Source organism: Chryseobacterium viscerum (assembly GCF_002899945.2).
In the GTDB taxonomy this organism is placed as follows: Bacteria; Bacteroidota; Bacteroidia; order Flavobacteriales; family Weeksellaceae; genus Chryseobacterium; species Chryseobacterium viscerum.
On the sequence record NZ_PPEG02000001.1, the window covers coordinates 701,334 to 720,687 of the forward strand.

Genomic DNA, 19,354 nt, shown 5'->3' on the forward strand with positions numbered 1-19,354 from the left:
AAATGAACATTTTTAAAAGATTGTTGACAATAGGAAAAGCAGAGATCCATTCTGTGATCGAGAGCTTTGAAGACCCCATCAATTTAACGGAAGAGGGTATCCGTGAAATGAAAGAACAGCTGGGAAAAAGCATTGAAGCCCTTGCCCAGTTGAAAGCTCTTGCCATTCGCAAAAAAAATGAAGCGGGGACAGAAGAACAGACAGCTAAGGATTATTACAATAAAGCTATTGTAATCGTTCAGAAAGCAGAAAAAGGAGAAGTGGAAACTGCAGAAGCAGACCGTCTTGCCAAAGAAGCTCTGAAAAAGCAGACTTCTTCACAGGATAATGCAAATACGCTTCAGAAAGAGCATGAAAAATTGTATAACGAATGCGAAAAAATGCAGGGAAATATCAATCATCTGAAATCGAGCATTGCCAAGTGGGAAAATGAATTGAAAACCCTGAAAGCAAGAGTTCAGGTAAGTGAAGCCACAAAAGATATCAATCAGAAGATGACCCAGATGGATACCGGAAGTACGGTAAGTATGCTGGAAAAACTAAAGGACCGCGTTGTACAGCAGGAAGCTCTGGCAGAAGCCTATTCGGATCTTTCAAAATCAGGAAAAAGCATTGATGAAGAAATAGATGCCATTGTAAATAATCACGATACAAAAGCTGAAGAAGCTTTAAACAGATTAAAAGAAACACTTAAAAAAGGCTAATATATGACCTTTCAGGAATTTTTAAATGTAGCATTTTCTCCGGTGAATACGGTGCTGACGGTTCTTCTTGGGCTTTCAGTAGTCTATTGGCTCTTTACCATTCTTACAGGACTGGATATCGATGTAGGAATTCATTCCGACCTGGATGCTGATACAGATATAGACGTTCCGCATGGGCATCTTCACGCTGCGGATCATGATCCTTCCGCATGGATGCATTTCCTGAAATTTCTTAATCTGGATATCGTTCCGGTGACCTATTTTCTTACGCTGTCATTGCTGATAACCTGGCTGGGATCATTTTATCTGAATTATTTTATTCCACTTCCTACATGGGCAGGGATATTAATCCTGTTTCCATTGATGATTGGAGGAATGCTGCTGACCAAAATAATTCTAAAGCCCCTGAATCCCTTTTTTAAAGAAATCAACCATAAAGGCGAGCTATCATACGCCTTTTTAGGAAGAGAGGGAAGATTAAAATCAAGCATTCAGGATGATAAAATAGGAATGATGGAAGTCTTTATCGGAAGCGACCCTATGACGCTGATGGTGAGAAGTAAAGATGGAAGCAGGCTGGAGCATGGCACCCGTGTCATGATTGTAGATGAAGAACCGGAAAAAAGACTCTACTATGTACAGCGATCAATGAGATATTAAAATATAAAGACTAATAACCATGTTAACCATTTTTTTGATCATGCTGAACTATATTCTGGAAATCCTTTTCCAGTATATCTAAAACAAAAAACACATCTATATATAAACTATAAACTTATAAAACTATGAACTTACCTTTAATTGCTGGAATTATTGTTGCTGTCGTAGCAACAGTCGGATTGATTTTCTGGATTTTATCGATGTATAAAAAAACCGTTCAGGGAATCGTTATTTTAAGAACTGGCTATGGAGGTACAAAAGTCTTCTTTAATGCCGGTATTGTTATCCCTATCATTCACCGTATGGAATCTATTGATATTTCAGTAAAAAAACTGGAGATATCAAGAGAAGGAAGAGCGGGACTGATCTGTAAAGACAATATGAGAGCAGACATTCAGGTGGCTTTCTTTATCCGCGTCAACAAGTCTGTAGATGATATTGTGAATGTAGGTCAAACAATTGGCTGTCAGCGTGCTTCGGATGCACAGACATTGAGAGAGCTTTTTGAAGCAAAATTTTCAGAAGCCCTTAAAACCGTAGGAAAGAAATTTGATTTTACCGAATTATATGAAGCCAGAAGCGAATTCCGTCAGGAAATTCTTGATATCATTGGAACAGACCTTAACGGATATGTACTGGACGACTGTGCAATAGACTACCTTGAACAGACTTCTATTGATAAACTGGATAAAGACAATATTCTTGATTCTGAGGGTATTAAGAAAATTACAGAACTTACAGCAACTCAGAATATCAAAGCTAATCAGGTTCGCCGTGATGAAGAAAAAACCATTACAAAGCAGAATGTAGAAGCCCGTGAAGCCATCCTGGAACTGGAAAAACAATTGGCAGAAAAAGAAGAATCTCAAAAGAGAGAAGTAGCCAATATCAAATCCCGTGAAAATGCGGAGATCTTAAAAGTAGGAGAAGAAGAACGTCTGAGATATGAAACCGTACGCATTGCAACGGAAGAAAAACTGCAGATTGCAGAAGAAAATAAACTTCGTCAGGTCGTTATTGCTGCTAAAAATAAAGAACGCGCAGACCTTGTAGAAACAGAAAGAGTATTAAAAGACAAAGCGCTTGAAGCGACCGAAAGAGAGAGGGTTGTTTCTCTTGCTCAGATTGAAAAAGAGAAAGCAATAGAACTGGAGAAGAAAAGCATTCAGGATGCCATCCGTGAGCGTTTGACAATGGAAAAAACGGTAGTTGAAGAGCAGCAGGGAATCAAAGATCTTGAAGCTTTCAAAACCGCAGAAAGAAATAAGCAGGTAGAAATTACCATTGCCACTCAGGAAGCAGAGAAAAAGCTGATCGAAGAAACCAGAGCTGCAGAATCACGCAGACTGGCAGCAGAAAAAGATGCACAGAAATACGTCATCGAAGCACAGGCAAAAAGAGATGCTGCAGAAAAAGAAGCGGAAGCCCGTAAAATCATCGCAGATGCCAAAGCAAAAGAAGAAGCAACAGTAGGGTTATCAGAAGCTCAGGTATTGCACGCTAAAGCTGATGCTGCAGAAAGACAAGGGATCGTGGAAGCAATTGTTATTGAGAAAAAAGCAGATGCCAATAAGAAAGAAGGAATTGCACAGGCAGAAGTGATCAAAGAAAAAGCATTGGCAGAAGCAGCGGGAATCACCGAAAAGGCTGAAGCAATGAAGAAACTGAACGATGCCGGAAAAGACCACGAAGAATTCCGTCTTCAGCTGGCAAAAGAAAAAGATGTGGAATTGGCACAAATTGCTATTCAGAAAGATATTGCAGAAGCTCAGTCTATGGTACTGGCAGAAGCCTTCAAATCTGCAAAAATTGATATCGTAGGGGGAGATAATACCTTCTTTGATAACGTGATCCGTCAGGTTTCAGCAGGAAAAGGACTGGACAAGTTTATCAGCCACAGTGAGAATGCACAGATTGTAAAAGAAAGCCTTCTGGGTGATGGAGAAAACATCATTGGAAAAGTGATGGGAATGGTAGATAAATACAAGATTTCTTCAGAAGATATTAAAAACATGAGCATTGCTTCTCTGATCTTTAAGCTGAACGGAGTTGCTAGTCAACAGGAAAAAGGAATTCTGGAAAGAGCACTTGATATGGCTAAACATCTGGGAGTGGAAAACAAACCGGTGAATAATAACCCTATTTAATTCAACAATACTTTAGGGAGACTTAAACCTTATAGGTTTTCAAAACCTATAAGGTTTCAATAAGGTAAAATTTCCAAAGTATCATAAGTTTATACAAGGATCTGCTGTCCATCAGCAGTCATGACAACCTAAATACAAACGATGTCAGAACAACTTAATTCCGGAACCTACGAAATCATTCAAAACCGTCTGAATGAGCAGAAAAACGACCTGATTCAGAGGCTTCAGAAGCTCAATGAGAACCGTAAAAATATATTTGGAGGCGTAGATTTTTCTCTTATTGCCAACGAAAGAATTTCTACAGATCACACGTGTATTGCAAAAGATATCTATTCTTTGGGTGATCAGTTGATATTTGGTTCCAATGCACATCTTGGGCTTCAGACAGAAATCAACATTTCGGATGTTTTTTCAATCTATAAAATGAATAACAACCGTTTTGAACCTCAGGACTATACCTTAATCAATGATGAGGTGTTTATTGACGAGTTCAAAAACCTTTACAAATATTACAGAAATACATTCTTTGCCAGATTCGCCTTTACGGAAAACTATCTGTATATGGTTTTTCAACTGTCAGAAAGTACGACAGATATCAAAGCTTTTAAATGGCTTATTAAAGAAAATAAGCTTATTTACATCAACTCCAGAAGTGCTTCAGAAACGGCATATCCTCCTCAGCACGTTTTTGTATGGACAAAGGCAACAAGAGATATGCAGCGGTCGGGAAAACATCCGCATATTTCATTAGCAGATAAAGTTTTTGTAGAAAGTATTGGCGGAGATATTACCATCAAAGTAGAAGACAATACAGATACGGGAAAAGGGATTTATTCCGAAGATGTACTCCATAAAGACCAGAATCTTGATGATGCAGAGATCCATTTCTGCGATCTGGATAATCTTGTTTTGTTTAAAATAAAGCCTTACCAGGAAACAGAACGTTATTTCATTTATAACCACAAAGAAAAAAAGGTTTCCAGAGCAGATGCCCTGAAATATTCAGGACTTTTGCTTCCGGAAAATCAAGGGGTATTATTTTCCAACGGATATGCCCTTCAAACCGGAGGATTAAAAGTTATTTCTCAGGACGAGAACAGACTTTACTATCTGAAAACCGTTATAGAGCCTAACGGTGAGAATTTTTTATATGTTTTCTATGATGATAAAACCAACAATTATCAGCTGATTTCCTATAATATCATCACACAGACCATAGAAACCCCCATTAGATGCAGTGGATTTACCTTTCTCAACGACGGAAAGCTGATCTATCTCAGAGAAAGTATTGAAACAACCAAACACCATCTGGCTCAGATCTGGCAGACCCCATTTTCCAAAGAACTGGCTCCCAATATTGAAAAAGCAGACAGTTTATTATACAAAATAGGAAATAAAGATATAGTCCGGGTAATGGCAGAAAGCCAGGAGCTGATCACACTTCTCAATAAAAAAGATTCATACAGTGGTCTTTATGATGATATTGTGAAGCTTTCCACCTTTATTCTGGATACGTATTATTTCCTGAATGAAGATGAAGTTCAGAAGTTGGATGTCCCCTTGAAAGAGATCAGAGGGATTGCCCATTCCGCAATCAATGAATACGAAAAAGTAGTAGAGCAGAAGAAGAACACGGAAGAAGCTTTAGAAAAGATAAAACATGCTTGTGAAAAAATTCTGGACGATACCAAAAGGCTTCACTATTCACAGCTGACAGAATATATTGATGCCCTTTCGCAGATCAGAGCGTTAAGAGGAGATGTTGCAGGCGCAAGAGAACTTAAATATGCGGATACCGCTTTGCTGGATTCACTGGATAAATCCCTTGCAGACCGTTATACAGAACTTTCAAATGCCTGTGTGGATTTTCTTTTGCAGGAAGGAGCATTGCTGCCTTATGAAGAAAAAGCGCAAAAGATCTCAGAAGATATCATGGCTCTGCAGAAAGCAATTGATGCAAAAACAATTGAAGAAAATATCAATATCCTTTCCAGCCAGCTTGAATTACTGGTAGATATTGTCAACAATCTTAAAATAGAAGATACTTCTCAATCTACTCAGATCATAGAAAACATATCGCTGATCTTTGCAAGACTGAATCAGGAAAGGCTGGAACTCAGCAAAAGAAAAAGAGAAATTTCAGGAAAAGAACTGGCTTCAGATTTCCAGGCTCAGATTACCCTATTTGACCAGTCTGTGATCAATTTCCTTGAGCTTTCCCAAACGCCTGAGAAATGTGATGAACATCTCACCAAACTTTCTATTCAGCTGGAAGAGATGGAGGCGAAATTTATCGACTTTGAAGAATTTATCCAGCAGATAGAAACCAAAAGAGAAGAAGTCTACGGACATTTCCAGAACAAAAGAGCACAGCTTACCGAATCAAGAAATAAAAGAACTCAGAACCTGTTCGATTCCGCACAGAGAATTCTGAAATCCGTACAGACCAAAGCAGAATCTTTAGACTCTGAAAATGAGATCAATGGCTATTTTGCTGCAGATCTGATGGTTGAAAAGGTAAGAGATCTTTCAAGACAGCTCTCAGAACTGGAAGATTCGGCAAAATCGGAAGAGATTCAGACCCTTTTGAAAACCTCTCAGCAGGAAGCCGTAAGAAAGCTTAAAGATAAAAAAGAGATCTATACAGATGGTGAAAGCATCATTACATTAGGAGACTATAAATTTGCGGTTAACCAGCAGAAACTGGATCTTACCCTGGTTTTGAGAAATGCTCAATATTATTACCACCTTACCGGAACCAGTTTTTATGAACCTCTGAACTTCACCACAGAGGAATTCAAAGAAGTCTGGAATCAGGAATTTGTTTCAGAAAACAGCAAGGTAAAAAGATTTGAATATCTGGCCTGGAATGTATTTTCTGCCCATAAGGAAGTGGCTGCGGAGATGCAAAACGAACAAGCTGTACAACAATTCACGGCCGAACATTTCGGAGAAGGTTTAGTAAAAGGAATTCATGATAAAGATGCCCAAAGCATTGTAATGAAACTTCAGCAGATGCACAATGAGCTGGGACTGATGAGGTTCACGGCACAGGAGAGGGCATTAGCACAGCTTTTCTGGTTTTTTCTGGAAAATGAAAGAAAAGAATATTATGCTAAACAGTTTGAAGCGGCAGCCATTATTGCCCAATCATTTACTGTAAAACAGGGGTTTGAGTATTTAAGCAGGGAATTGTCACAGGAAATGAATGCTTTTGCATCATCTCATGGCGTTTTTGCAGATACAGATTATATCAGCGCTGCCCTATACCTGAAACAGGAAGACAAAGACAACTTCCTGATCTCAGAAAAAGCAGGTGCTTTATATGAATTATTCTTGAAAGAGCTGAAAGAAAAGGGCAGAGATCTTGAGTTTATTGCGCAGTTACAGGCTATGTATCAGTATCCTTCAGCTTGTTATTATATTGCTGAAAGCGCATTACAGGCCTTTGATTCCGAAGCGGATCAAAATATCATAAAGGAGACCGCAGGATTTATCATTACCCAAAGGTTTGATCCCAAAAATATCAAAAGTATCTCTTTTGAAGTAGCCATAAAAGAACTAAGATCTCTTGAAAAGGACACAGAATATCATCTTAACTATTTTGAATTCGTATCCCGCCTGAACCATTTTAATACAGTCACGGTTCCAAAGTATAAACAATTACAGGAATTAAAATACAAATGGGTAAGCGACAAGAAAAAAGCACTCAAACTAGATACTTTTAAGACTCAGGTATTAAGCTCATTCGTGAGAAATAAACTGATCAATGATGTTTATTTTCCTTTGATTGGAGCCAATCTGGCCAAACAATTAGGAACAGCAGGTTCAGACAAAAGAACAGACAGAATGGGAATGCTTCTTCTCGTATCTCCACCAGGTTATGGAAAAACAACCCTGATGGAATATATGGCGGAGCGTATGGGATTGGTATTTATGAAAATAAATGGACCGTCTTTAGGGTATGATATTGTATCCACAGATCCTGCAGAAGCCAAAAATGCAGGAGCAAGACAGGAGCTTGAAAAGCTGAACCTTGCGCTGGAAATGGGGGATAACGTCATGTTATATCTGGATGATATCCAGCACTGTAACCCTGAGTTTTTACAGAAATTCATCTCCCTTGCTGATGGACAGAGAAAAATTGAAGGGATCTATAATGGGGAAAGTAAAACATATGACCTTCGATCCAAGCGATTCTGTCTGGTAATGGCAGGAAACCCATATACCGAGAATGGAGAGAAATTTAAAATCCCGGATATGCTTGCCAACCGTTCAGATACGTACAACCTGGGAGAAATATCGGGATCAAAAACAACTCTTTTTGATCTGAGCCTTATTGAAAATGCCCTGATGTCTAATGAATATCTGACCCGATTGACCCATCCGGGAATGGAGAATCTTTATGAATTGTATGACTGTGTGATGACCGATAATCCTGCGGATAACCTGAAAGGAAACTTTAGTTCAAATGAAATCGCTGATTTTAGAGCAGTATTACACAATACCATCATGGTAAGAAATATGGTTTTAAAGGTCAATAAAGAATATATTGCATCTGCTGCCATGTCAGATGATTACAGGAATGAACCACCATTCAAACTGCAGGGATCTTATCGTAATATGAATAAGCTTATTGCACAGATCCAGCCGATCCTGAAAACGAATGAAGTCGTTCAGATTGTATTGAATCATTATCAGAACGAATCTCAGACCCTGACGACAGGAGCAGAATCTAATATGCTGAAATTGAAAGAGCTGATAGGTGCTATTTCAGAAGAAGAGAGAGGACGTTGGGAGGAAATCAAGAAGACTTTTGTAAAAAACAAAACTTTAAAAGGCTTAGGAGAAAACGACAGGATGTCACAGATTGTAGCGCTGCTGGCTCAGTTTGGTGACGGATTAGAAGGGATCAAAGAAGTCCTGAAAAAAGCAGAACAATAACCATGAAACTTTAAATAGTTGCAAACAGGCTGTTTCAGATAGAAGCAGCCTGTTTTGTATTCCTATGCTTTTGTCAATCTTACAGTCACCAGCTCTTCATGAGAAAAATCTGCTCCATCTGCGAGAGTAAAAATGATTACATAAAAAATTCTGTACCCATAATATTGTATAGTTCTGTATCTGTATCCAAGATTAAATACTCCATAATTTTGTTTAGCTAAAGAAGAAAATATGGAAACCATCGTTCAACGTCAGATACAATTCCAATATGCTGAAGCTTATATATCAGATATGTGGATGCTGAAAAATATTTTTCTGGAGACACAGAATTTGAAGAAAGCGGATCGGAATTTCGGACTTCCTTTTCTTTTGGCTAAAAATGGAAATAAAGTAATTGCTTTTGCCAGTCTTATTATGAGTGAAAAAGGGGAAATCTCTTTTAAAATTTATAATAAACACAGAATGTCAGAAGCAGAAATGGAGAACTTTTTTTCCAGTGCTGAAAGATATTGTAAAAAGAATAATACTCCCAATTTCAGAGATCCGGAACAATTGAAAAGCAGTATCAATCGAATGATCAGCTGGCTGAATCTTGAATAGAACCCGTATAAAATTGTACATTTACTTAAAACCGTATTCATGCCGAAAGATGTTCTATACCTTAAAATAGCCAATTCTGTTACAGAGCAGATCAAAAGCGAAACACTGCAGTTTGGAGACAGACTGCCTTCGCTCAGAAGTGCCCAGAAATTGTATAACGTAAGTTTGAACACCATAAAGCAGGCTTATATGGAACTGGAAAGCCGTTCCCTGGTAGAATCACGCCCCAAGTATGGATATTATGTAAGCCAGACTTCCCAGCGAAAGCTTGCGCTACCGTCCGTTACCCAGATGAAGGTTTCGGAAAGTAAGAATACACCACAGGATTTAATTGATAAAGTATTTGGAAGCATTGGAGGTACAGATGTTACGCAGTTTGCATTAGGTATTCCCGGAAAAAGCCTTCTTCCGGTTGCCAAGATGAAGAAATGTATGATTGACGTGATGAAAAGGAAGAGTGACAGCGGAACCAATTACGAACCTGTACAGGGAAGCGAAGTGCTGCGTCGGGAAATTGCCAAATGGTCAATGGTCATGGAAGGGAGAATCACAGAAGATGATCTGGTCATTACTTCCGGTGCAATGAATGCTGTTTATAACTGTTTAATGGCTGTCACGCAGCCCGGAGACTCAGTAGCGGTAGAAAGTCCCGTGTATTTTGGAATTCTTCAGGCGATTCAGTTATTAGGATTGAAAGCTGTGGAAATTCCTACACATCCCATCACAGGAGTAGATTTGGACGCCTTGAAAAAGGTACTTCCGAAGCTCTCTGCATGTTGTTTTGTGGTGAACTATAATAATCCGCTGGGATTTCAGATGCCTGATGAGAACAAAAAAGAGCTGGTAAAAATGCTTACTGAGCACAACGTTCCTTTGGTTGAAGATGATGTGTACGGAAATATTTATTTCGGGGCAGGAAGACCGAAACCTTGTAAATTTTATGATGAAGCAGGAATTGTAATGTGGGTAGGCTCCGTTTCCAAAACATTAGCTCCGGGCTTTAGAGTAGGATGGGTGGCCCCCGGAAAGTTTAAAGAGAAAATTATCCGTCAGAAACTGGTTCAGACGGTAAGCGGACCTTCCTTGTTTTCAGATGTGATTGCGGATTTTCTTGCGCATGGTCGCTATGATCATCACTTGATGACGTTCAGGAAAAAGCTGTATGCTAATTATCTGCAGATTCAGAAGTCGGTGACCCAATATTTTCCGGATAATACCAAAATTTCAGAACCCAAAGGAGGTTTTATGCTTTGGCTGGAGCTGGATAAGAGAATCTGTACAGAAGATCTTTATGATAAAGCTGTCAGTCAGAAGGTAAACTTTGCCCCTGGAAGAATGTTTTCACAATATAACCAGTATCAGAACTGTATGCGGTTGAATTACGCCCTGGAATGGACAGACCGCGTAGAAAGTGACCTGGAAAAACTGGGAAAAATGATTAAAAATAGAATTTAATACCATTTAAAGAGATGAATGATATGAATAATGAAGTAACAATAATAAGTTATCAACCTGAGTATAAAGAAGTTTTCAAAGTTTTGAATGAAGAATGGATCAAAACGTTCTTTGTGATGGAACCAGGAGATTATAAACTGCTGGATCATCCGGAAGAGGAAATTTTAAATAAAGGTGGACATATTGCTTTTGCTTTGCTGAATGGAGAAGCAGTAGGAACCTGTGCCCTGGTAAAAACGGAGGATAATCCTCTTACTTTTGAGTTGTCCAAGATGGCTGTGAGTCCTAAAGCTCAAGGTAAAAAGTTGGGCTACCTGCTGGGAAATGCATTGGTTGAAAAAGCGAAAGAGCTTAATGCAGAAAAAGTCTTTTTAGTGACCAATTCTATTTTGGTTCCGGCTATTAAACTATATGAAAAATTAGGCTTTATTCATACTCCTATCGGCAAAGCTGAGTATGATCGTGCAGATGTTCGAATGGAGTTGATTTTCAGCAAATAAGCAAAAAAAATATTAGAACTCGGATAAGAATATCCTTGTTCTAATATTAAAATTAAATCTAATTGCTTTACTGTTTTTATCTCTTGATAAAAGTCTTGGTCAGTGACTTTTTGCTTCCGTTGATTTTAATGAAATATACCCCTGCCGGAATATTTCCAATATTGATTTTTTCATCATAAAAACCTCTCGAAGACTGTAAACGGGTTGTAGAAACAAGAGCCCCTTTGCTATCGATAATTTCTGCTTTAATTTCCTTATCATCAGACTTGTACTGAATTCCGATGAATGTTGAAATAGGATTGGGGTATACCTTAAAATCATTAGTTGTTGCCTTCGTTTCTTTTGTTGTCAGAACCTCGTTGATACAAGCAGGAATTCTGTTGATTCCATCAATTCCCCATGAAGACTGTACCGGAATACAAAGCCAGTTCAATACCGTAGGGAAGTGGTCGGTTTCTCTTGTTGTTGAGGTATAATCGTAAACTTTAAAATTGTTGACAGTATTGGCATTATACGTTGGAGAACCTGTCACCGTCATGTTATTGCCATTTGGACTTGAATCTGTCAACGTATTTCCTGAGGTCTCATTGCATCTCCAATTGCCCAATAACTGAGAATAATAAGGATGCGAAGGTGTAATATCCTGGTTAGCCCAGTTCACGATAACATCATTGGGAAGAGCAGATTTCCAGACTCTTACATCTTTATAAGAAGCGGCAAGATTGATCCCGTAGGTATTGGTTCCATCCTGATTTAGTGTGAAAGGAAGCCCGGAATCAATATTTCCAATGGTATTCATTTTAGCAAAAGTCACAGGAACACCATCTTCATAAAGGGTTACAAGACCATCTCTGTCAAAGCTGGCAGCAATATGTTTCCACTTATTGGTTTCCACTTTTCCGCCCACAAGATCAATTCTATTGGTACCGTCACCAATATTCATCTTGAAAGTCTGCCCGGAATATCCTGAGAAAATAATCCCTTTATTTTTTCCGTTTGCCCAGTTTTTATTCCCAATCATCGCCGGATCACTGGAGTAGGCTGTATTAGGTTTTACCCAAAATTCAATCGTAAAATCCTGATTCGATCCAAAATTAAAAGGAGTCTGGTTAGCAGGTTTTGCATAAGTTCCCGCCGGGAAATTCAACTGATTAAACGTTTTGTTAGATTCCAGAACAGTTTTGCTGATCTGTTGTGGTGTAAATCCGGGATTGGAATACACCGTAAAAATATTTCTTTCTGAAAGATTTCCTCCTCCGTGAGAGCTTTCAATAGCTCCGTGATCTGTGGTCAGTACTACCAGCCAGTCTTCATTATTATAGGAAGGCCTGTTTTTCATAGCGGCCACAATTTCTCCTATATAAGTATCTGTCGTCTGAATAGAAGATACATATTGTGGAATGCTGGAAGCGAAACCATAAGAATGTCCTGCATGGTCTACATCATCAAAATCTACGAATAGAATATCAGGATTGTCATTCTGCAAAGCGGTTACGGCTGCATTTTTCACGGCAAGATCTGTTGCCAGATTGGTTTTTACATCAGCATTCTGTACAATCTTATCATTGATCGGGGCCCAGTGAGCAAGGGAAATCGTTTTCAGACTGGGATTGAAGGTTTCAGCTCTTGTTAAAAAGTCAGGATAATTGACATAGTTCGGATTGGTAAAATTATTGTCCTGAACATTGTGTTTGGTATGCCATACACCTGTAAGCATCGTGCTCCATCCGTTTCCACTCCAGGTAGTGGAAGCACAAAGCCCGTCAATAGAATAGATCGACTGACTGATGAGGTTTTGGATGTTAGGAGCGGGGGTAGACATCATTACATCTGCACGGCATCCGTCAATACCGATAAAAAGAACTTTTTTGGTCTGAGCTCCAAGGAAACAGCTCATTACAACAGCCATTGAGAATAGTTTTGTTTTCATGGGAAAAAAAGGTTTTTAAATCGTAAAAGTTTACAAATAGTAATTTATTTTTAATAATTGTAAAATTAGTTTACTATTTGTAAACATGTGTGAACTGAAAATTAATTTATTGATAATTAAAAAGCTTACGAAAAAAGCTTGAATGCTAACCACAAAAGCCACAAAAGAAAATGACATTACTTATTGTAAGCTAAAGACTTTGTGAATAGAAAGTCCACAAAAGCTTGCCTGAAGTTTCTGGTTTTAATAAATATTCAATCGAACGTACTATATTCCCCTTCTTTGGAGGGGTGGCAAAAATTCAAAGAATTTTTGACGGGGTGGTTAAAAAAAACACAAACATTTTCAATAGAAGTATCCATGAAAACATTTGTGCCAAGAAGTATTAAAAAAATAGGTTGAAAAAGAGGATGCTAAAGAATACCTTCAGCCTCCGAAATGGTATTCAGAATATAATCAGGCGACGCTTTTTGCAGTTCTTCTCTGCTTTGAGCCCCTGAAAGTACAGCAACCGTTAGTCCGCAGCCCGCATTTTTACCTTCTTCAATATCAATCACAGAATCTCCTGCCTTTAAAACCTTATTGGCTTCAGTAATATTGAATTTCTTCATCGCAAGAAGAATCATTTCAGGGCTGGGACGGCTTTCTGAGACATCATCTGCAGTAATCAAAGCATCAAAATGGATACTTTCTTTCCAGTTGAGCTTATTCAAAAGCTGATGAGCGATTTCAGAAGTATATCCTGTATTCAAAACGATTTTTTTGTTTTGAGACTTCATGCTTAGAAGAAAATCCTCGGTTCCGTTAATAGGTTTTACCTCAAGGTTTTTATAGGATTCCTTTAGCTGGTCAGAAAAATTTTCAAAAATAGCAGGGGCATCCTCTGGATTGCCATTGATTTCCTTTAAAAGACTTGTAATGGCTTCCAGTTTTTCCATTCCGGCGCAGCTGGATAATACCTTTTCCAGGCTTACCACATAGCCGTAATCGTTCACGGCATTCGTAAGCGTTTTGTATACTACATTGTCCTCATCAATTGTTGTTCCGGCCATATCCAGAACCAGTAATTCTATATTTTTCATTTAAATTTTATGCGTAAATTTTTTCAATATTAAATTTGGAGAAGCCTCCGCTTCCCGTCATTCCTTTTCCACCGATACCCGTTACAATATGAATGTTGGCAGATGGGCTGTGCTCAAAAATATCTTTTGTTTTGCACTGGGAATAGATTCCGAACCATCTTCTCTGGATTTCATACGTGGGAAGATCAATAATTTTTTTAGCCTCGTGAATCATAAACTCATCAATCTCCATATTGAGATCATATCCAAGATCGTCAGCATTTTTAGCATCAGCATACTCATGAGAATCGCCTATGATGACAGAACCGTCAAGAGCCTGCTTGAACAAAATATGAACACCATATTTCTTCTCAAATGAGTTTGGATCTTCTAAAGCCTTGATTTTCTGAAAAGAAGCACATTCAGCGAAAGATTCATATCTTCTGATAGAAAGCCCTGTAAGAATATTTCCCTGAAGCGAATAAATTCCTTGCGGTTTGGTCTGAAGCATCTGAAGTTTGCTTACTTCCAGATCGCTGTCATTGAATACTTTAGGATATAAAGTTTTAAATTCGTGTCCTCCGCAGATAATGATTTTAGAAGCATTGAATTCCGCTCCGTCAGCAGTTACCGCCGTACATTTCTGATCATCTTCATGGGTTTCCAGTACCGTTGTATTGTAGAAAATCTGCAAGCCCATTTTTTCCTGAAGCAGCTTATGAAGCTTTACAATCATTTCTGCAGAATCTACTGAAAGTTCCTGTGGGAAAAACAGACCTCCTTTGCAGTAATCGGAACGAAGTCCGTCAAACTTCTTGATGCAGTCGTTTTTTGATAATAGAACAGATTCGTAATCATTGTTTCTGTTGATTTCATAAAGTTCTTCAATCAGCTGAAGCTCTTCATCATTGGAAGCGATATATACAGATCCGTTTTGCCTGATGGTAAGATCTGCCTGATCATGAAGTTCATTATATATGGCCAGACTTTCTCTTCCGAAATTCTGCCATTTCAGATCCATTCCGGAGGGTACTACCTGTCCGAAATTCCTTACCGTGGCACCCTGAGGAACAGAATTTTTTTCCAGTAAAGCGACCTTAAGATTTTTCTTCAGCGCATGATAAGCGTGGAATGTTCCTAAAATTCCACCTCCTACAACGAGTAAATCAAATTTTGTTGTCATTGTATTATTATTTATAAAATTTTAGACGTATCGAAATTGATGAATTGATTAGAATTTGAGTTTGATTTCGGCTTTGATTTATTTCGGAAAGCCAGAAAAGCAATCACCGAGAGAATTAAAACAGCGATTGTAATAATATAATTTAAGTTGATATAGAAATTTAGCCATGAAGTCTGAGCTGATCCGAAGTTTTTGTACAGCAGAATCAAGACACTCCCAAGGTACCCGAATGAGTCTACAATGTAGATCAGAAAACCTACATTTCCTTTGATTTCAAATGCTGCAATCATTCGGTCAAAATAAATTCCGTTGAAAGGAATATAGCAGATGTACATTCCGAAGCCAGAAATGGTCATCCATAAAAAAGGAGATAATGAGCCCTGCTGAAACAGATAGGTAGAAAGTCCTACCGTAATAATTCCGGCAAAAAGAATATAATGATAGTAGGCAAACGCCTTTTTGTTGTTCTTTACTTTTACCATAAAGCTTAAGATTAATAGCACCATTACTGCAATAGGGATTTCCGTTAAGGTGAAAATAGAGCTGTCAAAACTAAAATGAAGGCCATCCCAGATTTCACGGTTGAAATTATCCCTGAAGTCTCTTAAAACCGTTAAACAGATATACAGAAATATAATACACACAATAGGAATAAAAAACTGCTGGATGAGTGCTCTTCTTTCTCTTCCATTCAACGGCTGTCGCTTGTTTTTAAGCAAAATATCCTCTTCTGTAGGCTTCGGAATTTTATTTAAAAGCAATCCGAAAAGCAGTAAAGGGATGATAAAAATAAGTCCGGCAGAAAAGGGCATCCAGAATTCTGAAATGTTGAAAGTATCCATCAGAAATTTTCCCACAGATTTTGTAAAACCTGAAGAAACCACAAAGCTTGAACATAAAAATAACCCTATAATTTCTGTCGTTTTGCGTCCTTCAATATAGGAGAAAACGATTCCCCAGATCATTCCCAACGGAATACCGTTGATAAACATAAATAGAATATTATAAGGAGCAGGAACAACTGCAAATCCGAATAAGGCAAGTTCAGCAATAGCAATGAAGGTGAACAGATAGGTGATTCTTTTCTGAGGTTTCAGTTCGGAAATAAACTTGATTCCGATGAATTTCGAGATGAAATACCCTACAGCCTGGGCAATAATAATCAGAATCTTATAATCAACCCCGAAGTAGGCAAGTCCCTCAAATGAAGCTACAGTAAAAGGTTTTCGGAAACCGTACATGCAGAAGTAAACACCGAAAGCGGCAAAAGCTGCCTTCAGTGTTACTAATGTTTTTTTATTGATGGTTCTGGCCATGGTTTAGAAATTCAGTTTTATTCCAAGATTGAATCTTACGCCATAATATTCTACCTGCTCAGGACGGTCTTCATTTTTACCGAAATGATAGATCAGAGGCTTGTTCAGAATATTGTTCACATCTGCATACAGAGTCAGGTATTTCGTAAACTGGTAAGAACCTCCGAAATCCAGATTGCTGTATTTACCATAATAAGAGTCATTGATATCGTCTTCAGCATATTCTACAGCGTATTTTCCTTTGTAGTTGTAAGCAAGTCTTGCATTGAATCCTTTTTTCTCAAAGAAAAGCTGTGCATTATACAATTCCTTTGCCTGATACGGCAGAGCTACCTTTCTTCCGCTTGGTTTCTCCATTTCAGAAGTCATGAATGTGGCATTCAATTGAACTCCGAAATACTGTAAAAACCCTGGAAGGAAGTCGAATCTTTTATTAATTCCCAGCTCAATACCTCCAAGCCAAGCTGCTTTTCCGTTGTTGGGAGCCGTAAACTGTACTCCATTCATTCCATTATAATTTCCGATAAAAGAATCCTGGAAAATAGGATCTGTAATCGATTTATAGAAAACACCGCCACTCAGAATTCCTACATTGGAAAAGTAATATTCTCCCATCAGGTCAAAATTCAAAGAATAGGTAGGATTAAGATTGGGATTTCCACCTTTAAACTCATTATCCGCTTCACTATAAGTACCACCTGGAGTCAGATCTCCAAAGTTGGGTCTTGAGAAAGTTCTTGTCGCAGCAAAACGAAGGTTGGTTTTATCATTCAGCGTATATTTCAAATGAATCATCGGAAGTACTGCCAGGTAATTTTTGGAATTTTCTACAGGAGTCAGCACATCATCATTCACGGTGTATCCTTTCACTTTAGTATTGGTGTTTGATAATCTGATTCCTCCTAGAATGGTGATTTTATCATTTAGTTTATACGTTGCCATTCCATAGGCGTCTGCATGTTTTTCAAGCACATCAAAGTTTCTTCCTAATGCTTTATTGTATTCCAATGCTTCGGAATCTGCGGTATTGATCTTTAAATTTCCCTGATTCTGATACCAAAACTGGTTCATTCCGTTGGTAGAAAGTACAGGGCCAAAAGTATTACCGATGTGGGTATTCATTTCACTTAAATATTGCGGTCCGTTGGCTTGTGTCGTGATGTATTGCGAATAATCAGACAGAAGGGGCGCTGTTCCGCTACTCCAGTTGTAGAAAATATCGGAGAATCTGGCATTACGCTCTTTATCTCTATATTTAAAACCATATTTTAAAGTAAGCTTATCAGAAGCATTGATCTCATGGTTGAATGCTGCTACAATCTTATCTTTTTCCTCTACAAAAACCTTATAGAATTCAAGATCTGTAAATCTCATCTGAGAAGCATCCATTTTAAAGTTCGGATCGCTATAGAAACCGAAAAGAGCATCCGGATTTTTATAGTCTAACTTCCCGCCATCAACTTTCCAGTAGGCTCTTGGACCATTTCCATGATTTGAAATATAATCAGGATTGATGCCCACACCGGATTGAGTATATTTAATAACATAGTAAGAATTGTTCTGTTTGTCAGGAATATTTCCATATTTGAATTTGTTATCATAATAAGATAGATCCCAGTCGATCTTTCCTTTATTTAAATTATGAATACCTCCCAAAGACACAGAAGTAAGTTCTGTAATCAATAAGTTGTGGATATTCTGAAGTTCCACTCTTGCGGTATTGTTGGCACTGCTGAACTTGTCAAATCGGATTCTGTGTTTATAGTGTGTTTCGTCATCCGAAAGCGTACCATACATTCCTTTTAAATAGAAGGTTGTTTTTGGAGACAATACGTATTCAAAAGCAGTATTGATCCCTGTTGTTTTTCGGACTCCGTTATAATCACGAAGCTCCAGTCTGAAAACGCCTTCATCGCCACTTCTTCTCGCTTCAAAATTATCCGTAGACCAATTCCTTATGAAATGGGCAAAATTGAATAAGTACCCGAATTTTTTATCCTTTGTTCTTCCTCCATATAAAAATCCAAGGTTGTAAACGCCTTTGTCAGACTTAGCATTGTATCCGCTTCCTACCGTTGCTTTGAACTCTGTTTTCATAGGCGGCGTTTTGGTGATAAAATTCACACCTCCTCCTATGCCGTCAGCCTCCATGTCAGGAGTAAAAGACTTATTTACATGTACATAAGAGATCAGTTCTGTAGGAAAGAAGTCGAATGCTGTTGCTCTGGATGTTGTTTCTTCCTCAGCAGTAGGAAGCCTGTTTCCGTTGATGGTGGTAGAGGCCCAGAATGGCGGAAGTCCTCTCAGAGAAACAAATCTTCCCTCTCCCTGGTCTCTTTCGATAGAAACTCCCTGTACACGCTGTACCGTCTCTGCAGCATTTCTATCCGGTAGTTTCCCAATCCCATCAGAAGCAATTACATTGGTGATATTGATCGCGTTTTTCTGAAGGTTTAAAGCTCTTGCTTCCGTATTTTTCAACGTTCCGGTAACAACCACTTCATCAATGCTTTTTCGCGGCTGAGAAAGTTTGATGATTCCCAAATCTACCGTTTGCTCTGATTTCAGATCAATATTGATGTCTGTAGATTCATAACCGATATAGCTGATTTGTAAAATATATTGACCTTCTTTGATATCATTGATGGTAAATTTTCCTTCAATATCAGTTGCTATATTCTTAGATAAGCCTTTTATTTTGACTGTGGCCCCGGGGAGAGGCTGGCTGTCGTCAAGAACCGTTCCTATAATTAATTGTTTCTGCGCTGAAATAAAGACTATGAAACAGACAAAAACAAGGGTAAGTAATTTCTCTAAATTTGTTTTCATTTTTACATATATTAAATTTTTTATG

At 38.3% G+C, this 19,354-nt stretch carries 12 protein-coding genes; 7 read left to right on the forward strand and 5 right to left on the reverse strand.

The window, feature by feature from the left end; genetic code table 11:
* Nucleotides 1–2 precede the first annotated feature (2 nt).
* From C1634_RS03265 to C1634_RS03300, 7 genes are all read left to right on the forward strand, one after another.
* Nucleotides 3–704, forward strand: coding sequence for a PspA/IM30 family protein (locus tag C1634_RS03265; protein ID WP_103234623.1), 702 nt, complete (start codon nt 3–5; stop codon nt 702–704).
* Nucleotides 705–707: 3 nt separating this feature from the next.
* Nucleotides 708–1,364 (forward strand): hypothetical protein, encoded by a 657-nt coding sequence (locus C1634_RS03270; protein WP_103234622.1) that lies wholly within the window; start codon nt 708–710, stop codon nt 1,362–1,364.
* A gap of 125 nt (nt 1,365–1,489) precedes the next feature.
* The gene (locus tag C1634_RS03275) at nt 1,490–3,511 is read left to right on the forward strand and encodes an SPFH domain-containing protein (RefSeq protein ID WP_109737883.1); all 2,022 of its coding nucleotides are present in this window, start codon (nt 1,490–1,492) and stop codon (nt 3,509–3,511) included.
* 141 nt (nt 3,512–3,652) lie between these two features.
* Nucleotides 3,653–8,455, forward strand: a complete 4,803-nt coding sequence (locus C1634_RS03280; protein WP_103233040.1) for a DNA repair ATPase — start codon at nt 3,653–3,655, stop codon at nt 8,453–8,455.
* A 231-nt stretch (nt 8,456–8,686) separates the two neighbouring features.
* The gene (locus C1634_RS03290; RefSeq protein WP_103233042.1) at nt 8,687–9,055 is read left to right on the forward strand and encodes a hypothetical protein; all 369 of its coding nucleotides are present in this window, start codon (nt 8,687–8,689) and stop codon (nt 9,053–9,055) included.
* Nucleotides 9,056–9,094: 39 nt separating this feature from the next.
* The gene (locus C1634_RS03295) at nt 9,095–10,510 is read left to right on the forward strand and encodes an aminotransferase-like domain-containing protein (protein ID WP_103233043.1); all 1,416 of its coding nucleotides are present in this window, start codon (nt 9,095–9,097) and stop codon (nt 10,508–10,510) included.
* A gap of 23 nt (nt 10,511–10,533) precedes the next feature.
* Nucleotides 10,534–11,010, forward strand: a complete 477-nt coding sequence (locus tag C1634_RS03300; RefSeq protein WP_228409954.1) for a GNAT family N-acetyltransferase — start codon at nt 10,534–10,536, stop codon at nt 11,008–11,010.
* A 76-nt stretch (nt 11,011–11,086) separates the two neighbouring features.
* On the opposite strand, the gene C1634_RS03305 is transcribed toward C1634_RS03300, so the two are convergent.
* The 5 genes from C1634_RS03305 to C1634_RS03325 all read right to left on the reverse strand — a co-directional run bounded on the left by C1634_RS03305 (nt 11,087) and on the right by C1634_RS03325 (nt 19,329).
* The gene (locus C1634_RS03305) at nt 11,087–12,940 is read right to left on the reverse strand and encodes an alkaline phosphatase family protein (protein WP_109737884.1); all 1,854 of its coding nucleotides are present in this window, start codon (nt 12,938–12,940) and stop codon (nt 11,087–11,089) included.
* 413 nt (nt 12,941–13,353) lie between these two features.
* Nucleotides 13,354–14,022, reverse strand: a complete 669-nt coding sequence (locus C1634_RS03310) for an HAD-IA family hydrolase (RefSeq protein ID WP_103233046.1) — start codon at nt 14,020–14,022, stop codon at nt 13,354–13,356.
* 7 nt (nt 14,023–14,029) lie between these two features.
* Nucleotides 14,030–15,184: a TIGR03364 family FAD-dependent oxidoreductase gene (locus tag C1634_RS03315; RefSeq protein ID WP_109737885.1), complete on the reverse strand. Its 1,155-nt coding sequence runs from the start codon at nt 15,182–15,184 to the stop codon at nt 14,030–14,032.
* A gap of 11 nt (nt 15,185–15,195) precedes the next feature.
* Nucleotides 15,196–16,500, reverse strand: coding sequence for a DUF5690 family protein (locus tag C1634_RS03320; RefSeq protein ID WP_103233047.1), 1,305 nt, complete (start codon nt 16,498–16,500; stop codon nt 15,196–15,198).
* 3 nt (nt 16,501–16,503) lie between these two features.
* Entirely contained in the window at nt 16,504–19,329 is a 2,826-nt protein-coding gene (locus C1634_RS03325; protein WP_109737886.1) for a TonB-dependent receptor, read from the reverse strand.
* Nucleotides 19,330–19,354 lie beyond the last annotated feature (25 nt).

Bases quoted from the DNA above. Each gene is read 5' to 3' on its own strand.
- C1634_RS03310 (WP_103233046.1), bottom strand. From the start codon at position 14,022: ATGAAAAATATAGAATTACTGGTTCTGGATATGGCCGGAACAACAATT.
- C1634_RS03320 (WP_103233047.1), bottom strand. From the start codon at position 16,500: ATGGCCAGAACCATCAATAAAAAAACATTAGTAACACTGAAGGCAGCT.
- C1634_RS03275 (WP_109737883.1), top strand. From the start codon at position 1,490: ATGAACTTACCTTTAATTGCTGGAATTATTGTTGCTGTCGTAGCAACA.
- C1634_RS03265 (WP_103234623.1), top strand. From the start codon at position 3: ATGAACATTTTTAAAAGATTGTTGACAATAGGAAAAGCAGAGATCCAT.
- C1634_RS03295 (WP_103233043.1), top strand. From the start codon at position 9,095: ATGCCGAAAGATGTTCTATACCTTAAAATAGCCAATTCTGTTACAGAG.
- C1634_RS03315 (WP_109737885.1), bottom strand. From the start codon at position 15,184: ATGACAACAAAATTTGATTTACTCGTTGTAGGAGGTGGAATTTTAGGA.
- C1634_RS03280 (WP_103233040.1), top strand. From the start codon at position 3,653: ATGTCAGAACAACTTAATTCCGGAACCTACGAAATCATTCAAAACCGT.
- C1634_RS03305 (WP_109737884.1), bottom strand. From the start codon at position 12,940: ATGAAAACAAAACTATTCTCAATGGCTGTTGTAATGAGCTGTTTCCTT.
- C1634_RS03270 (WP_103234622.1), top strand. From the start codon at position 708: ATGACCTTTCAGGAATTTTTAAATGTAGCATTTTCTCCGGTGAATACG.
- C1634_RS03325 (WP_109737886.1), bottom strand. From the start codon at position 19,329: ATGAAAACAAATTTAGAGAAATTACTTACCCTTGTTTTTGTCTGTTTC.
- C1634_RS03300 (WP_228409954.1), top strand. From the start codon at position 10,534: ATGAATAATGAAGTAACAATAATAAGTTATCAACCTGAGTATAAAGAA.
- C1634_RS03290 (WP_103233042.1), top strand. From the start codon at position 8,687: ATGGAAACCATCGTTCAACGTCAGATACAATTCCAATATGCTGAAGCT.